Origin of the sequence: Haloarchaeobius amylolyticus, assembly GCF_026616195.1 — an archaeon.
Classification (GTDB): domain Archaea; phylum Halobacteriota; class Halobacteria; order Halobacteriales; family Natrialbaceae; genus Haloarchaeobius; species Haloarchaeobius amylolyticus.
The window spans coordinates 723,718-740,260 of the sequence record NZ_JANHDH010000001.1; the positions used below are offsets into that span (position 1 = coordinate 723,718).

Here is a 16,543-nt window from a genome sequence, read left to right on the forward strand (position 1 = left end):
CCCCCACCCACCCCCTTCCTGACAGTGCCTACCGACATAGCGACAGCTGACGGGTCGCTGTCGGGACATGCGAGAAATCGAAGAGAGTGGTGCCGCTACTCGACCGGACCGCCGGCCGACTTCGCCAGCTGGATGAGCATCTTCGCGAAGTTCGTCTCCTCGCTCCAGAAGGCCGTCTCCTGGTCGATGCCGGGCAGTTCCTGCCCGTTCCCGAGGACGCTCATCAGCAGCGCGTCGTCGTCGACGAACACCCCACGGCAGGGGCCACCCTCGCCGGGGTCGACGTCGTGGGGGTTCTCGGGTTCGTCGGTCCGGATGCCCGCCTCGTCGGCGAACAGGTCGCGGACGGCGGGGTCCTCGCTCAGCACGGCCGTGTCGACGCCGCGGTCGGCGCACGCCCGCAGGGCCTCGACGATGGAGTCCGAGACGAGGTCCGGGGAGGCGACGGCGTAGGCGACCGAGTCGTCGGCGCGCCGGATGAGGTCGGCGGCGCGGTCGGAGATGCGCTCGCGGCCGCGGATGGTCCAGATGGCCTCCTGTTCCTCCTGGTCGTCGCCGTACTGTTCTCGCACCGTCTCGACGTAGTCGAACGCCTGGTCGGACTCGCGCTCGAAGCGCTCGCGCAGCATCGACCGCGCCTCGTCGGTGCTGACGGGGCGGTACTGCATCGGGCTGGACTGCTGGACCTCGATGAGGCCGCGGTCCTCCAGTCCCTCCGTCACGCTGTACACCTGTGAACGCGGCACGTCGGCGACCCGGGAGACCTCGCGGGCGGTCCCGGTGCCGAGCTTCTGCAGGGCGATGAACACCTTGGCCTCGTAGCTGGTGAGGCCGAGGCGTTCCAGCGACTCGATGGCGTCGTCTTCCTCGACACTCATCCCTGGAAGTCCGCACCCCCGTCCTGCCCGGTTGTCGCCTCGGCGCCGGCGTCGTCCTCGCCGTCGAGCCAGCGCTCGTAGAGGACCTCGAGTTCGTCACGGGTCAACTTGCCCTCGCGGGCCTTCTGGCTGGCCTCGTCGAGGGTCGTCTTGGTGAGCGGCGTCTCGAGCGTCTCGCGGAGGAACGGCGTCATCACCGTCAGCTCCGCGGGCCCCTCGATGGTGCCGTCACCGGCCGCGGTGCGCAGCGTGGACTCGAACTCGAGTCGCTCACCCGCCTTCGCGTCCTCGGGGACGTTTGCGAAGTACGCCAGCGAGAGGTCGGTCGGCTCGTCGAGCTCCCACAGGACGTACAGCCGGCGCCCGACCATCGAGTAGGAGGTCGGCCGGGGCGAGAGTTCGGAGACCTCGCCCCCGGTGCCGGGCACCCGTTCCGCGAGCATGACGCGGCCCTCGGCGTCCGGGATGGCCAGCGACGCGGTGAACTCGCTGCCGGGCGTCGGCGTCTCGTCCGCGACGGTCCGCGTCCCGCGCAGGATCGGCGTGGTCGCCGGGACGGCCCCGGCCGGAGCACTCTCGTCCTCGTCGCCGGTCGCGGGCTGGTCCGCGGCCGCGAGCGAGGTCCATTCGCCGTCGTCGGACGCCGCGCTGTCCGCTTCCTCGTCGGCCTGCTCGGTGTCGACCGCCCCGCCGTTCGGGCTCGTGGTGGCTGCCTGGGCCGGGACGTCCGTCTCGGTCTTACCCGTCTCGGCCGGCACCGGCGCGGCCTCGGGCTCCTCCTCTATCTGGACCATGTCGTCGGTCTCGCCGACGTAGCGGTGCCAGACCACGAGGAGGCTCGGCAGCACCAGCACGCTCGCGAGGAACGCGTAGATGATGGTGAGTGCCGTGATGATGCCGAACTGCTGGAGTGCCGGGAAGATGGCGACGCTCAGCACGCCGAAGCCACCGACCGTGGTGGCCGCGGAGCCGAGCAGTGCACCACCGGTCCCGGTGATGGTCTTGTCCATCGCCTCCCACTTCGTGTCGCGGCGGCCCAACTCGAGGTTGAACCGCTCGGAGACGTGGATGCTGTAGGCGACCCCGAGCCCGACGGTCAGGCTCGTGATCATCCCCGTCAGCACGTTGAACGGCATGTCGATGAGGTACATCGTCCCCAGGATCCACGCCACCGAGAGGGCGACGGGGAGCAGGGTGACGATGCCCAGCGTCGCGCTGCCCTCCGTGATGCGGTAGGCGAGCATCAGGAAGAGGAACACCGCGACGAGCGTGATGACGAGGCTCTGGATGACCGTGTCGAGCAGGTCGTTCTGGACGACCTCGTTCACCACGGGCGAGCCGGTCGCGATGACCAGCCCGTCGGCGAGCCCGGCGCCGCTCTCGACGCTGTCCGCGATGGCGCGCATCTCCTTGGTCGTCTCCGAGGTGGACGCGCCGCCCTTCACGGGCACGACGAGGCGGACGGCCTCGTAGGAGCCGCCGTCGGTCCGGTGGATGACGCCGGCGGCCTGGTCGGGTGCGACCTCGAACAGCTGGTCGTAGACCCCGGTGACGTTCTGGTCGGGCGCGCCGTCACCGTCGGTGTCCGAGGCGGTGAACGTCCGGTTGAAGCTCTCGTTCTCGGCCGCGACCTGGGCCATGACGGTCAGGGGCGACCGCGTGTTGACCTCGCCACTGGCACCGGCGAAGGGCGTGTCGTACGCCCCGTCGTCGATGCGACGGTTCGCGTCGGCCAACGCTTGCAACGTCTTCGGGTCCGTCGGGCCACCCTTTATCAGCACCTGCGCGTTCGAGTCCTCGCGCTGGAAGTTGTCGTTGACGTAGTCGAGGTTCTGCTTGGCGCTGTACTCGCCCGGCTTCAGCGGCTCGGGCAGTTCGTACATGATCTCCGGCGGTTCGCCGGCGATGAAGTCCTCCTGTGCGAAGGAGGTCGACACCTGGCTGCCACCGTAGGCGCCGGCCGCGGAGAGGGTGAGCGCGACGAGGATGACCACGACCGGGGCCTTCTTCGCCAGCACGGAACCGACCTTCAGGACCTGACTGAACCGGCCGCCGCCGGTCCCGAATGCCCGCTTCTTGCGGTCGAAGCCCCAGCCCTCGAGCAGGCTGTCGGCCTCGACCTTCAGCGCGGGGATGAACGCCCCGAAGATGGCCAGCGCCGCGACGATACCCCACGAGGAGACGATACCGAAGTCCGCGATGGGCCCGAGCGGGCTGGTCAGGTTCGAGAGGAACCCGATGACCGTCGTCGCCGTCACCCAGACGAGGGCGATGCCGACGCCGGCGAGCGCGTACTGCATGGAGCCGCGCACGTCGCTCGGGGTGTTCTCGTCCAGACGCTCCTCACGGTGGCGCATGAAGATGTGGATGGCGTAGTCGATGGACAGCCCGATGAGCAACACCGGGACCGCGATCATGATCTGGTTGAACGCGATGTCGAGGTAGCCCATCATCCCGAACGTCCACATGAGCACCGCGAAGATGCCGACGAGGCCGAGGACGATGTCGAGCAGGTCGCGATACGCGACGACGAGCGTGACGATGACGAACAGCAGCGCGAACGGCCCGACGATGGCCAGCGAGTCCGACAGCGACTGGTCGATCTCCTGGGAGATGACGCCGAAGCCGAAGACGATGTACTCGTCGCCGTTGTCCTGCGAGGTCGCCTCGGCGACGTCCTGCATCTCCAGCTGGGTGTCGATGGTCGCGTCGGCGACCGAGCCGCCACCCTGGATGTCGCTGCTGGACTGGCTGACCTGCTGGATGATCATCATCCGGGCGTCCGCGGTGGTCGAGCCCGGCTCGTAGTTCTTCTCCATCAGCTGGAGCGCGCGGCCCGCGAACGGCGACCCGCCGTTCTCGCCGTCACTCTCGGCGAGCACGATGCCGAGCACGTCGTCGACCTCCGACTCGTTCATCGACTCGAGCTGGTCGATCTGCTCGGACAGCGACGGGGAGCCGGACGCCTGGAGTGCCTGCTGGTCCGCCTGCAGTTCCTTGAAGGCCTCCTGGAGTTCCTGGCCCTCCTGTTTCAGCTGGTCGGCCTGCTGCTGGAGTTCCTGCCCGCGCTGCTGGAGTTCCTGGCTGCGCTCTTGCAGGGCCTGGAACTCGGCCCTGAGGACGCCCTGGGTCCCGAGGGTGTACGCCTCCTCGACCTCGGACTGGCTCTGGGCGTTCCGCAGGTCCTCGGCGGCCTGCTCGAACGTCCGGTACTGCGTCTCGTTCAGCGTGACCGACGTGTTCGCCGTCACCTGCTCGAACTGCGTCCGGACGTCGGCGTCCGGGTTCTGGCGCAACTCGGTGAGTTCGGCCCGCAGCAGCTCTGCGGTCTGGTTGAGCGTCTGGCTGCGCTGTTCGACCTGTGCCCGGTCCTGCTCGAACTGGGCGAAGGACTCGTTCAGCTGTTCCTGTTGCTGCTGGAGTTGCTCCTGGCGCTGCTGGAGTTCGGCCGCACGAGCCTGCAGCTCGCCCGCCTGCTCCTGCGTGATGGCGGTGATGGCGACGATGTTCGAGACGCCGACGATGGCGTTGTCCTCGATGAACGTCTCGTTGATGGTCTGGTTCGACCGCAGCTCCTGCTGGTACTGCAGCGACCGGAGGAGCGAGTCCTTCGTCAGGACGTTCCCGTCCTGCTGCTGGTTCCTGACGATGACCTGCGTTATCTGTGTGTCCTGGTCGCCCGCGGTGAAGTTCTGGCTGATGTAGTCCGACGCCTTCGCCTCGGGGGAGTCGCTCTCGAACTGGTCGAGCGAGGAGGAGCTCTCGACGCCGCCTGCCCCCGCGCCGATGGCGACGGTGAGGACGAGCATGACCACGATGACGATGCGACTGTGCGACGTGATACCGTCTGTGAGCCGGTCGAACGCCTTCATGCGGGACTCACCCGTCTGGCGTCGGCGGCTCTGCTGTGTTGACTACTCATACGACAGTTGTGTTGTTATGAAGCTACTAACAGCAGTTGCATCATAAACCCACTGCTATCGGCGAACTGAATAAATAGAATTGAACGGGTAATCGGTTGCTACTCGATGGTCAGCGACAGCATGTCGTCGGCGATGCGTACGTCGCCGTCGTACGATTCCGCGATGGAGTCGAGCATGTCGCCGTGCTCGCCGTGGGTGTGCGGGTAGAGGTGGGTGAGGTAGACGCGCCCGATGTCGCGCCCGGCGAGCGCCTCGCCGAGTGTCGCGGGCGTCGGGTGGTTCGACACGTCGATGCCGTCCGGGAACGAGCAGTCGTGAGCCAGCACCGCGGCCTCGTCGGCGAACTCGGTCAGGTCGCGGAACGCCTCGCTGTCGCCAGAGAAGACGAACCGGTCGTCGAAGCGATACGCCAGGCAGGGCATCGAGTGGCGCGTCTCGAAGGCCCGCACGTCGAAGCCGGCCACGGAGAAGGGTTCGTCGGCACCGACCTCGCGCACCGTCAGGTCGACGCGGCCCTGCAGGTAGTCGTGGACGTCGAGCAGGCCGTCCACGAGGTCTTCGGTGCCCGCAGGCCCGACGACCTCCAGCGTCTCCTCCCCAGCCAGCCAGCGCGCCTTCAGCAGCGCCATGAGGTCGGAGACGTGGTCGAGGTGGTGGTGCGTGAGCAGGACCGTCTCGACGCCCTCGTAGCCGCGGTTCGTGCGCGCGAGGCGGTGCAGGACGCCGCTCCCGCAGTCGACCAGCAGGGGCTCGTCGTCTTCGAGCAGGATACCGGTCTGGACCCGGTCGCCGGTGGGCATCGCGCTCCCGGTTCCGAGGAAGGTGACTCGCATGTGCGAGTGCCCACGGGCCACGGGGAAAGCCCTGACGCTCCCCGGGGGCCCGACCGCGCCGAACCGAGCCGACCCTACTGCTCTTCGGCGATGCGCTCGGCCTGGTCGGCGACGCCCGCGACCCGGTCCCGGAGCGGTTCGGGGGCGACCCCGCCGTGGGCCGCCGCGACGTCGACCGCGTCGAGGATGACCGCGAGCGTGGCACGCAGGTCCTCACAGCCCGCGATGGTCGCCAGCAGGTCGTCGAGTTCCTCGCCCGCGGCGAGACAGTCGTCGAGGGCGTCGACCCGGGCCGCCCGCCGGAACTGTGCGCCCAGCGCGGCCACGTAGGCCGGCAACAGCCTGTCCACGTCGAGGTCGAGGTCGACCGGGAGCGACCCGCGGTGGGCTACCCGTCCCAGCGCGAGTGCGGCGTCCTCGCGCAGGAAGTCGTCGTCGCTGTCGAGCAGTGGCACCAGGTCGTCGGCGACCCGGGCGACCGCCCCGGTGTCGACCCGGGCGACGTGCGCCAGCGCGGTCGTGGCCCGGCGCTGGCTCGGCAGGTCGGGCGCGTTCGCCACCGTCACGCCGAGGTCGTCGACCGCACAGGCGGCCGCGCCGGGGTCGTGTTCGGCGAGCCGGGCCAGCACGAGGGTCGCCTGCTGCCGGACGTTGGTCGCGCCCGCGGCGGCGTAGGGCGCCACGTCGGCGACGGTGTGGAGCGCCGCGTCCGGTTCCTCCGAAGCGAGCGACGCGACACCGCGCAGCACCGCGACTGCCCGCCGCGAATCCGTCGCCATCGCCTCGACGCAGGCCTCCCACTCGTCGACGATGGCGTCCCGCGGTACGCGGGTGGTCTCGCCCGCGAGGGCGCTCCACTCCGGACTCGGCGACCGCTCGCCGTGGTCGCCCTTCTCCCCTCCCATGGTCGATATGACGAGTTCCGTAGACAAAGCGGTTCGCTTACCCCGTGGTCCGCGAGGCAAAGGCACTTGACCGCGCAACCCCGAGACCCCGCCAATGGACGGGAGAGCGTTGCTCGCCGAGACCGAGGGCTTCGAGGGCGACCCGGAGACGGTCACCCTCGACGACGAGCACGTCCTCGACCTGCTCGACCCCGCGGTCCGCGAGTGGTGGGTCGACCAGTTCGGGGCCTACGCCGCCGAGAACGAGGGCTTCTTCACGCCGCCACAGAAGGAGGCCATCCCACTCATCCACGAGGGCGAGAACTCGCTCATCTGCTCGCCGACCGGCTCGGGCAAGACGCTCGCGAGCTTCACGGCCATCCTGAACGAGCTGTTCGCCCGCGAACGCGAGGCCGACGACGGCCTCGAGAACTCGGTCTACTGCCTCTACGTCTCTCCCCTCAAGTCGCTCGCCAACGACATCCACCGGAACCTCACCGAACCGCTGGAGGGCATCCGCGACATCGCCACCGACCGCGGCGAACCGGTCGGCGAGGTCCGCCACGCCATCCGCCACGGCGACACCGACAGCAACGAGCGCCAGAAGATGCTCGAGGAGACGCCGCACATCCTCAACACGACGCCGGAGACGCTGGCCATCCTGCTCGACTCGCCGAAGTTCCGCGAGAAGCTCCGGACCATCGAGTACGTCGTCGTCGACGAGATACACTCGCTGGCGGCCTCCAAGCGCGGGACCCACCTCTCGGTGTCGCTGGAGCGACTGGAGGCGCTGACCCACGAGTCGCCCACCAGAATCGGCTGTTCGGCGACCATCGAACCGCTGGACCAGGTCGCCGAGTTCCTCGTCGGCCAGGACGACGGCGAGCCACGAGAGTACGAGATCGTCGACACGCGCTTCGCCCGCGAGTTCGACCTCCAGTTGCGCTGTCCGACCGACGACCTCATCGACACCCCGGGGGCGGTCGTCACGGAGCGGTTCTACGACCAGCTCCACGAGCTGATACAGGACCACACGAACACGCTGGTCTTCACGAACACGCGCTCGGGCGCCGAACGCGTGCTCAAGCGGCTCCGCGAGGAGTACGAGGGCTACGACGAGGAGAACTCCGGCTGCCACCACGGGAGCATGTCGAAGGACGTGCGCGAGGGCATCGAGGCGAAGCTCAAGGCCGGCGACCTCGACGTGGTGACCTCCTCGACCAGTCTCGAACTGGGCATCGACATGCCCCACGTCGACCTCGTGGTGCAGGTCGGCTCGCCCAAGTCGGTCGCCTCGCTGCTCCAGCGCGTCGGCCGGGCCGGCCACCGGGTCGGCCAGACCGTCACCGGCCGGGTGTTCGCGCTCGACCGGGACGAACTGGTCGAGTGCGCCGTCATGCTCAAGAAGGCCGCGGAGGGGTTCGTCGACTCGGTCGCCATCCCCGAGCAACCGCAGGACGTGGCCGCCCAGCACGTCTACGGCATGGCCATCGCGGAGGTCCGCCCCGAGGCCGAGGTGCTCGACATCCTCCGGTCGGCGTGGCCCTACCGCGAGTACACCGACGACGACTGGGCGCAACTCGTCCGGTACCTCACCGCGGACTACGAGGGGCTGGAGGACCGCAACGTCTACGCGAAGATCTGGCGCGACGAGAACGACCCGCCCGACGGCGAGTACCACTACGACGACTTCCCCGTCGGCGAGACGCTGGTCGGGAAACGTGGCCGCCTCGCCCGCGTCATCTACATGACGAACATCGGGACCATCCCCGACTCGTTCACCTGCGAGGTGTTCACCCGCGCCGACAACGAGTGGGTCGGCCAGCTCGACGAGAACTACCTCGACACGCTCGAACCCGGCGACGTGTTCGTGCTGGGCGGGCGCAACTTCGAGTTCAAGTACCGCCGCGGCTCGAAGGTGTACGTCGACCCGACCAGCGCCGCCCCGACCGTCCCCTCGTGGTACTCCGAGCGCCTCCCTCTCTCCTACGACCTCGGGAAGGAACTCGCGAGCTTCCAGGGCGACCTGCTGGCGAAACACGAGCGCGGCGGTGCGGCCGCGGTCCGGCACTGGCTCCGGCAGTTCCCCCTCGACGACAACAGCGTCCGCGCCATCGCCCGGATGTTCGACGAGCAGATCCGATATACGGGCCCGGAGAGCCTGAGCACCGACGACCGCCTCGCCATCGAGGAGGAGGTCGACCGGCAGGAGTACAAGCGCCAGTACTACGTCCACTCGACCTACGGCCGCCGGTTCAACGACGGCTTCTCGCGGCTGCTGGCGTACCGCTGTGCCCAGGAGACGAACGCCAACGTCGGCCTGAGCGTCGCCGACAACGGCTTCGTGCTGTCGATGCCCCTGAACCGGAAGGTGGACGTGGTCGGCCTCGTCGAGTCGCTGGACGCGACCGCGGTGCGAGACCTCCTGCGCCAGAGCCTCGCGGAGACCGAACTGCTCCAGCGCTACTTCCGCATCAACGCGACGCGGTCCCTGATGATACTCAAGCGGTACAAGGGCTACGAGAAGTCCGCGAAGCAACAGCAGGTCTCCAGCGAGATGCTGCTCGGGTTCGCCGAGGACCTGGAGGACTTCGCGGTCATCGAAGAGACCTACCGCGAGATCCTGGAGGACAAACTCAACGTCGAGGGTATCGAGGAGGTCGTCCGGGCCATCGAGGCCGACCAGCTGGAGGTGACCCACACCCGGGTCGACTCCCCGACGCCGCGGGCGTTCGGCCTCGCGACGCTGATGGCGAGCGACGTGGTGCTCGCCGAGGACGAGAGCGCGGCCTTACAGGAGTTCCATCAGCGCGTGCTGGACGAGATCGGCGAGGACTCGATGACTGGCACCGGTGCCATCGCGGGCGGGGAGGAGTGACTGGCGGCCGTCGGTCGCCCCGACTCAGGGAATCGTCTCGAGGTAGCGGTCCGGGTCGTCGTGGAAGCAGTCGCCGACGACGACCGCGTCCGCGCCGGCGGCGAGTATCTTCTGGGTCTGTGCCTGGCTCTGGATGCCGCCGCCGTAGACGAGGGCGGTCTCGTCGAGGTACCGCGCGGCCGCCTCGACGTCCTCCGGGCCGCCGTAGGTGCCCGAGTACTCGATGTAGAAGATGGGGAACTCGTAGAACGACTCGGTCGCCAGCGCGGCGCCGGCGACCTCCTCGGTGCTGTAGAGGGTGTCGACGCCCGAGACGGTCGCCGCCTTCGAGTCGAGGTTCTGGATGACGTAGCCCTCCGCGAGGACCTTCTCGGCGACGTCCTCGATGGCGTCCTGTGCCTTCGACTGGATGAGCCCGCCCACGAGGGGGATGCTCGTCCCGAGCATCTCCTCGGGCTTCTGGCCGATCTGGGTGAAGAACTCGACGTGCTTGGCGACGAAGTTGTCGCGGTCGCCGTTGTACACCGCCGGGACCGAGAGGTAGTCCGCGGCCTCGACCGTCTCCGAGGAGACGTGGCTCGAACTGTAGGGCTCCTGGAGGATGGTGAGGTCGGGGTGTGTGTCCCGGATTCGCTCGATGGCGTCGAGCGAGTTCGCCTGTGTGACCCCGTCGGAGCCGCCGACCATGACGGCGTCCGTGTGGCCGATGATGTCGAGGTCCGCCGGCAGGGCCTCGGCCGGGTCGACCTTGGTGATGTGGGTGACGTCGCGCCAGTCGATGGACATGATAGTCGCACTTTCACGGTGCGCCTATTGGTTCCTCCGGAATCGAGACGGGGCCACACCCGCCTCGCCTGCCTCCTCCGGGCGCTCAGCCGGGACAGCACCTACATCTGCGTGACGGTGACCTTGAGCACCTCGGCGGTGTCGGGGTACTGGTACATGTCGTCGACCTCGTCGATGCGCCGGACCGGCCCGTCCTCGGCCGGGCCGGTGTCGGGCCCGGACTGGCGCGGGGCCTGGTCGGGGCCGGCACCGGGCTCCTGGTTCTCCTCCGTGCCCGCGTCCCACAGCAGGAGCCGGTCGGTCACGTCGCCCGAGATGGGCGTCTCGTCCTCGAACAGCGGGATGCCCGTCGGCTCGAACGCGTAGAACAGGTCGTTCGACTGGACGAACATGGTCGCCAGCGAGAGGCGCTGGCCGGCGTGGGCCTTCACGTCGAAGGAGTACGTCTCGCCCGGGAAGATCGGCGCCGGACCGTCGGCGCCGTCGGGGGTGGTGAACGTCCCGGTCTTCGCCACGTGTTCCGCGCCGGCGAGTTCGTCGGCGTAGCCGCCGGGCATCCCGTCCTCGGCGAGGGCTTCGAGGCCCGCGCTCGCGGCCGAGCCGGGCGAGAACGCCGTCGCCATGTCGTCGTGGATGGCGTAGGCGCCGGGCGAGAGCGGGACCGCGACCTCGTCGCCGTCGCCGGTCGTGATGGTCCCCTTCTCGGAGACGTTCTCGATGGTGACGGTGAAGGTGACCGACATCATGTCGTCGGTCATCTCGTCGTCCGTCTCGGTCATCCCATCGTCCGTCATACCGTCGTCGGATTGGGTGGTCATCTCGTCGTCGCCCATCGGGTCCTCCTCGGTCGGGTCACCGCCCGAGTCGCCGCCGAGACAGCCGGCCAGCCCGACCACGGTCGAGCCGGCAGCGATGGTCAGGAAGCGACGCCGCGTGGAAGTGGGTGCGTCTCGCATGGTTCTCCACCTGAGCGGAGACAGAGCGGGTAAAAGGCGATTTTTCAAGGTTCGACTCGACTCTCTCCGGAGACGGTCGCGAATCGTTCTAGAATTCGTCCGGGATTCGAGCCGACCAGGTGCTCGGTCACCGACAGGTCGGCCGCGTCGAGGGTGCGGGGCGCAGGAGAGGTGCCGGGGCGGTCAGACCGCGAGTTCGGGGCGCTCGTAGTGGCCCGTCAGCCGGGCCGAGACGAACCCGAGCAGGTAGCCGTACACCAGGTGGGTCACGATGGAGAACGCGAAGAACACCAGGAGGTCGGTCCCGGTGTACCGCGTCGCGAACGCCGTGACGAACCCGGTCCAGAGGATGGCCGCGAACACCATCCCCTGCTGCGGGCGGGTCTTCCCGGGCAGGTACGCCCCGAGCGTCACGAACAGCAGCGGCCAGGCGACCGCGCCGGCGCCGAAGAACAGGACGAACCCGAGTGGAACGTTCGAGCCCCCACCGGCCAGCTCGGCGAGGGTGGCGAAGACGTTCAGGCTCGGTCCGTATATCGCGTTGATCACGACCAGTACCAGTGTCATCAGCGCCGTCCCGACGATACCGGCGGCGACGCTCGCCAGCGCGGCACGCAACTCGTCTTCGCGTTCCCGCTCGTCGACGGACTCCTCGCCGATGGTCTCGTCCTCGACGTCTGTGTAGGTGCTTCCCATGTGGTACGATATGGCATGGCAGGATTAAAGAGCCTCGCAACTATCAGATTACGTCACTTTCTCGTGGTCGCGGGGTCCGGCAGGACCGGGATGGCGGCCCTGACGGTCCGGACAGCCGCCGGCAGCGCGAGTATCACGGCCACCAGCAGGGCGTCGTGGAGGACGATACCGACCGAGACGGAGTCGAACACGGGCGCGAGGGCACGGATTCCGACAATCGCGACGATGCCGACGACCGCGAGCGTGGCCGTCTCGGCCCGCGACGCCGGGGGGCCCTCCTCGAGGAGCGCCTGACAGCCGAGCACGCCACCCAGACAGGACCCGAACAGCGTGAGGGCCATCTCGCTCCCACCGGTGACCAGCAGGGCCGGGACGGCCAGCACGGCCGCGACGGCGTAGCCGACGACGGGACGGTCACGCCAGAGCGTGCGCCCCGCGAGGAGCACGAGGACCCCGAGTGCGAGCCCGACCAGCACGTCGCCGAGGTAGTGGACGCCGAGGACGACCCGGGAGAACCCGACCGCGAGGCCGACGGCCGCGGCGGCCGCCGCCCGGGCCCGCGACGCCAGCCAGCCGAACTCGAGGGCCATGCCGCCGTAGACGACCGCGCCGGCCATGGCGTGTCCACTGGGGAAGCCGTACCCGTCGGTCTCGACGAGCCAGACCGCCTCCGGCGGCCGTGGCATCGCGAAGAAGCCCTTCGTGAGCACCGTCAGCGAGAACGCGACGAAGGCGTACCCGACCAGCTGTGCGGTCGCCTCCCGGCGGTAGGTCCAGTACACCACCGCCAGCAGGAGCGTCAACACGGCAGGGTCGCCGAGCGAGGTCACACCGGCGTACACGTCCGCGTACTCGGCGGGGAAGGCCGCCCGTATCGCCTCGCTGGCGTCGACCAGTCGAACCATAGCGACCCCTCGCAGCCACATTGTTTCAACCTTTCGTGTATGTACGGAAGCAGGTCCGGACTCAGACCTCCTCGATGTCCTGCAGCCCGGTGACCTCGGCGCTGTACTCCCAGAGCCGACGCTGGGCGCCCTCGTCCCTGGCCGCGGCGGCGGCCCGTCGTGGCTGGCAGTCGTCGAAGTACCGGCCGGTCACGTCGGCGACCTCGGGGGAGGCCGCGAGGTAGACCGGCGTCTCGGCCCCCTCGCGGACCGACGACACCGGCGAGAACGGGACCGAGGTCAGCACCGACCCGACGAACTGCGCCGGCGCCCGGATGGGCAGGGGGAGGTTGCGCATGAACCCAGAGGCCGGAATCACCCCCGGATGGAGGCAGTTCGCGGTCACCGCGTCCAGTCGGCGGGCGAGTTCGAACGTGAACATGACGTTCGCCAGTTTCGACCGGGCGTACGCCGAGAAGGGCGCGTAGCGCTCGACCGACTCGACCGCGTCGAGGTCGAGCGTCCCCGACCGGTGCGCCTCCGAGGAGACCGTCACGACGCGCCCCGCCGGGGCCGCCCGGAGGGTCGGAATCAGGAGGTTCGTGAGCAGGAACGGCGCGAGGTGGTTCACCGCGAAGGTGTACTCGACGCCGGCCTCGGTGAGCCGCGGCTCGCGGAAGTAGCCGCCGGCGTTGTTGACCAGCACGTCGAGCCGCCCGGTCGTGGTCTTCACGTCTTCGGCGAGGTCGCGCACGTCGGGGAGGCTGGCGAAGTCGGCACGGATGAACTCGGCCTCTGCACCGGCCTCGTGTAACGCCTCGACCACCGCGGCCCCCGCCTCCCGGTCCCGGCCGTGGACGAGGACCCTGGCGCCGAGGCTCCCGAGCGCGAGTGCGGTCTCTCGCCCGATACCCCCCGTCGACCCGGTCACCAGCACCGTCTTCCCCTGCAGGTCGACGTCCCCGACGCCGGCGCCTGCGGCCACCCGGTTCGAAGCCATGGGGCCGACTATGCGACTCGGTGACAATACGTCTGTCGCCGCCCGCGGCGGGGCTCGGCCGGTCTGGAGGGGCCGGTCAGCGGTCGGCCCAGTCGACCATCCGGGCGTACACGTCGTCGGTCGCGAGCGTCTCGGTGTCGCCGACGAGGACCAGCGCCCGCTTCGCCCGGGTCAGCGCGACGTTCATCCGGCGATAGTCCTCGAAGATGGGGCTCTCGAGGTCCCCGGAGGCGACGAACGAGACGACGATGACCTCCTTCGCGGAGCCCTGGAACCGGTCGACCGTGTCGACCGCGATTCCCGCTGGCACCTGCTTGCCGATCTCGGCGACCTGTGCCCGGAACGGGGCGATGACGCCCACGTCGTCTGGTTCCAGGCCGGCGTCGAGGTACGCGTCGACGACCTCCCGGACCGTCGCGGCCTCGACCGCGTCGGTGTGGCGGTTCCCGTCGCCCGGCGTGTCGACCATGACGACGCCGTCTCGGAGGTGCCCGGGGAGCGCGTCGACCGACACCCCGGACAGGTCGGCGAGCGAGCGACCCGCCACCTCGCCCGTGGCCGGGCGCAACTGGCCGTCGTAGAACTCCCGCGAGGAGAACGCCTGGATGCGCTGGGACATGCGGTACTGGCGGTCGAGCAGGATGCCAGCGTCGGGATACTCCGTGACGAGGCGCTCGAACAGCGACCGGTGCAGGAACTCGTCGTCTGCCCGCACGACGGGCGGGAGCTGCTGGTGGTCGCCGACGAGGACGAACCGCGACGCGAGGTTCACCGCCGCGAGGGTCCCGGGTTCGGTGAGCTGGCCGGCCTCGTCGACCAGCGCCACGTCGAAGTCCTGCTCGCGCATGACCGTGCCGCCGCAGGTGGCGGTCGTCGCGGCGACCACCGACGCCGATTCGAGTTCCGCCACGCACTCGTCGGGGTCGCCGGTCTGGTCGAGCCGGAGGTCCAGCATGTCCTCGCGGACGCCGGACTCGGTGCCTACGCGACAGATGTCCTCCATCCCCTGGTCGCGCAGTGCTTCGAGCGCGTTGTCGACCGCCCGGTTGGTGAACGCCGAGAGCAGGACGCGCTCCCCCCGGTCGACCATCGCCCGGATGGCTCGCGCGATGGTGTAGGTCTTCCCGGTGCCCGGCGGGCCGTGGATGAGGGCGCAGTCGCGGGCCGTGACGGCCTTCCGGACCGCCTCGTCCTGCGCCTCGTTGTTGTCGATGAACACCTCGTCGGTGGTCTCGAACTCCGGCTCCTGGCGGCCGAACAGCACGTCCTTCCGGCGTTCGTCTCCCTTCAGCAGCGCGTCGTGGACCGCCGTCAACATCCGGCTGATGCCCATCTCGGAGGGGTAGGTGTCGAGCCGGTGGACGTCGACCGGCTCGTCGGCCGTGAGCAGTATCTCCTCGTCGCCCAACTTCTCGACTCTGGCGAGTTCGGCGTGGCCCCGGATGGGGTCGCCGTCGCTGGCGAGGACGTAGTCGGCCTCGCGAATCTTCGAGACGGCCGAGGTGGTGCGCTCCGCCCGGAGTTCCCACCGGCCGGCGGGGAGTTCGCGCTTCCCGGCCGGTTCGAGGTCGACCAGCGCCCGGTCCTCGTCGGCGCGTTCCGCCGCGCTCTGCTTGTACAGTTTGGCGAAGGAGCGGTGGGACTCGCGGCGCTCGGCCTCGATGGCCCGGTACATCCGGTCGAAGTAGTCACGCTCGTCCTCGGGGATGGCGCGGCCGATCTGCCCGGCCTTCGAGGTCTGGTCCAGCCGCCCCGAGACGACCATGCAGGTGTCGCTCTCGAAGCAGCGCTCGCAGTCAGCGTCGGCCTCGTACCCCGTGGGAACCTCGACGCCGTGCTCCAGTGCCGCGAGTTCGTTGCGGGCCCGGACCACGAACTTGAGCAGGCCACCGCCGATGGAGAAGTCCTTCGCCGGGGAGAAGTCGCCCGTGAACTCGTCGCGGTCGAGCGCTTCGTTCTTCGTGTAGAGCAGCGTCCCCGTGTCGACCGGGACGCCGCGTTCCTGCAACAGCAGGGCGTAGGCCGCGGCCTGGATCTTGTCGGGGAACCGCGGGTCTGACTTGAGGTTCTTCCCGGTCTTCAACTCGACCGGCTGCCCCCGCCGGATGGCGTCGGCCCGCCCCTTGATGCCGAACGTCTCGGAGATGAGCAACTGCTCGGAGCGCCACTCGTCCTCGTCGCTCAGCCGCCCCTGGGCCAGCCAGCCCTCGATGGCGCGGGCGTTCTGTTCGACCTCGCGTTCGACGTCCTCGGCCGACTTCCCGAGCAGCCCGAGTTCGAGCGCGTTCCCGCGGACCCGGTCCTCGACGGACTCGTCGAGGTCGCGCCCGCGGAGCAGGTCGCCGAACACCTGGTGGACGATGGTCCCCTTCGTCACCGGGTACGCCAGCGGGACCGGCGAGAGCTTGTTCAGGTAGTACAGCCGCGGGCACTGCACCCACTGGCGGATGTCGGTCACGTTGACGAGGAAGTCCGGTTCGACGACGACGTAGGAGTCGCCGGTGGTGGAGTACTGGATTTCGCCGCGGTACTCGTCCTGCTCGGGCTCGGTGACGAGCAGTTCCATCCCGGGTTCGAGGACCTCGGCGGTCTCGGTCCACCGGCCCCAGAGCGTGACGGTCGTGGGTTCGGCCTCGTGCCGGTCGAGCCCGACCTCCACGAGGTCGGAGGTCCCGTAACTCGTGTTGACAGTCCGCTCCTCCCCCACGTCCGTGACGACACCTCGCAGAGTCACTGTCGGTGTTCCGTCGCGCTCGGCTATAAACGCTGGCTCTCTTCGCGGTCGCCGAGGCCCTCAACCGGCCCCCGACAGCGATACGTTCTTT

General features: G+C 69.1%; 11 protein-coding genes. 1 reads left to right on the forward strand and 10 read right to left on the reverse strand.

Features of this window, described 5'->3' with window-relative positions:
- Positions 1-95: 95 nt before the first annotated feature.
- From NOV86_RS03790 to NOV86_RS03805, 4 genes are all read right to left on the reverse strand, one after another.
- On the reverse strand, positions 96-878 hold the full coding sequence (locus tag NOV86_RS03790) for a TrmB family transcriptional regulator (protein ID WP_267639903.1): 783 nt from the start codon (positions 876-878) through the stop codon (positions 96-98).
- Positions 875-4,750 (reverse strand): MMPL family transporter, encoded by a 3,876-nt coding sequence (locus NOV86_RS03795; RefSeq protein ID WP_267639904.1) that lies wholly within the window; start codon positions 4,748-4,750, stop codon positions 875-877. Before NOV86_RS03795 ends, NOV86_RS03790 begins: the two co-directional genes overlap by 4 nt.
- A 149-nt stretch (positions 4,751-4,899) precedes the next feature.
- Positions 4,900-5,634, reverse strand: a complete 735-nt coding sequence (locus tag NOV86_RS03800) for an MBL fold metallo-hydrolase (protein ID WP_267639905.1) — start codon at positions 5,632-5,634, stop codon at positions 4,900-4,902.
- A 74-nt stretch (positions 5,635-5,708) separates the two neighbouring features.
- Positions 5,709-6,539 carry a hypothetical protein gene (locus tag NOV86_RS03805; RefSeq protein ID WP_267639906.1) on the reverse strand — a complete coding sequence of 277 codons (831 nt, stop codon included), beginning with the start codon at positions 6,537-6,539 and terminating at the stop codon, positions 5,709-5,711.
- A 94-nt stretch (positions 6,540-6,633) separates the two neighbouring features.
- Here NOV86_RS03805 and NOV86_RS03810 point away from each other — a divergent pair, with 94 nt between their 5' ends.
- Entirely contained in the window at positions 6,634-9,396 is a 2,763-nt protein-coding gene (locus tag NOV86_RS03810; protein ID WP_267639907.1) for an ATP-dependent helicase, read from the forward strand.
- Between the two features lie 24 nt (positions 9,397-9,420).
- On the opposite strand, the gene NOV86_RS03815 is transcribed toward NOV86_RS03810, so the two are convergent.
- The 6 genes from NOV86_RS03815 to NOV86_RS03840 all read right to left on the reverse strand — a co-directional run bounded on the left by NOV86_RS03815 (position 9,421) and on the right by NOV86_RS03840 (position 16,452).
- Complete coding sequence (locus NOV86_RS03815) at positions 9,421-10,182, reverse strand: geranylgeranylglyceryl/heptaprenylglyceryl phosphate synthase (RefSeq protein ID WP_267639909.1); 762 nt, start codon at positions 10,180-10,182, stop codon at positions 9,421-9,423.
- A gap of 101 nt (positions 10,183-10,283) precedes the next feature.
- Positions 10,284-11,138 carry a spondin domain-containing protein gene (locus NOV86_RS03820; RefSeq protein ID WP_267639910.1) on the reverse strand — a complete coding sequence of 285 codons (855 nt, stop codon included), beginning with the start codon at positions 11,136-11,138 and terminating at the stop codon, positions 10,284-10,286.
- A gap of 183 nt (positions 11,139-11,321) precedes the next feature.
- Entirely contained in the window at positions 11,322-11,834 is a 513-nt protein-coding gene (locus NOV86_RS03825; protein ID WP_267639912.1) for a DUF6789 family protein, read from the reverse strand.
- A gap of 53 nt (positions 11,835-11,887) precedes the next feature.
- Positions 11,888-12,739 (reverse strand): phosphatase PAP2 family protein, encoded by an 852-nt coding sequence (locus NOV86_RS03830; protein ID WP_267639913.1) that lies wholly within the window; start codon positions 12,737-12,739, stop codon positions 11,888-11,890.
- Positions 12,740-12,800: 61 nt separating this feature from the next.
- The gene (locus NOV86_RS03835; protein WP_267639914.1) at positions 12,801-13,718 is read right to left on the reverse strand and encodes an SDR family oxidoreductase; all 918 of its coding nucleotides are present in this window, start codon (positions 13,716-13,718) and stop codon (positions 12,801-12,803) included.
- A gap of 76 nt (positions 13,719-13,794) precedes the next feature.
- Positions 13,795-16,452: an AAA domain-containing protein gene (locus NOV86_RS03840; protein ID WP_267639915.1), complete on the reverse strand. Its 2,658-nt coding sequence runs from the start codon at positions 16,450-16,452 to the stop codon at positions 13,795-13,797.
- Positions 16,453-16,543: the final 91 nt, after the last annotated feature.

Coding starts and splice junctions, on each gene's coding strand:
- NOV86_RS03790 (WP_267639903.1), bottom strand. CDS start 878: ATGAGTGTCGAGGAAGACGACGCCATCGAGTCGCTGGAACGCCTCGGC.
- NOV86_RS03795 (WP_267639904.1), bottom strand. CDS start 4,750: ATGAAGGCGTTCGACCGGCTCACAGACGGTATCACGTCGCACAGTCGC.
- NOV86_RS03800 (WP_267639905.1), bottom strand. CDS start 5,634: ATGCGAGTCACCTTCCTCGGAACCGGGAGCGCGATGCCCACCGGCGAC.
- NOV86_RS03805 (WP_267639906.1), bottom strand. CDS start 6,539: ATGGGAGGGGAGAAGGGCGACCACGGCGAGCGGTCGCCGAGTCCGGAG.
- NOV86_RS03810 (WP_267639907.1), top strand. CDS start 6,634: ATGGACGGGAGAGCGTTGCTCGCCGAGACCGAGGGCTTCGAGGGCGAC.
- NOV86_RS03815 (WP_267639909.1), bottom strand. CDS start 10,182: ATGTCCATCGACTGGCGCGACGTCACCCACATCACCAAGGTCGACCCG.
- NOV86_RS03820 (WP_267639910.1), bottom strand. CDS start 11,138: ATGCGAGACGCACCCACTTCCACGCGGCGTCGCTTCCTGACCATCGCT.
- NOV86_RS03825 (WP_267639912.1), bottom strand. CDS start 11,834: ATGGGAAGCACCTACACAGACGTCGAGGACGAGACCATCGGCGAGGAG.
- NOV86_RS03830 (WP_267639913.1), bottom strand. CDS start 12,739: ATGGTTCGACTGGTCGACGCCAGCGAGGCGATACGGGCGGCCTTCCCC.
- NOV86_RS03835 (WP_267639914.1), bottom strand. CDS start 13,718: ATGGCTTCGAACCGGGTGGCCGCAGGCGCCGGCGTCGGGGACGTCGAC.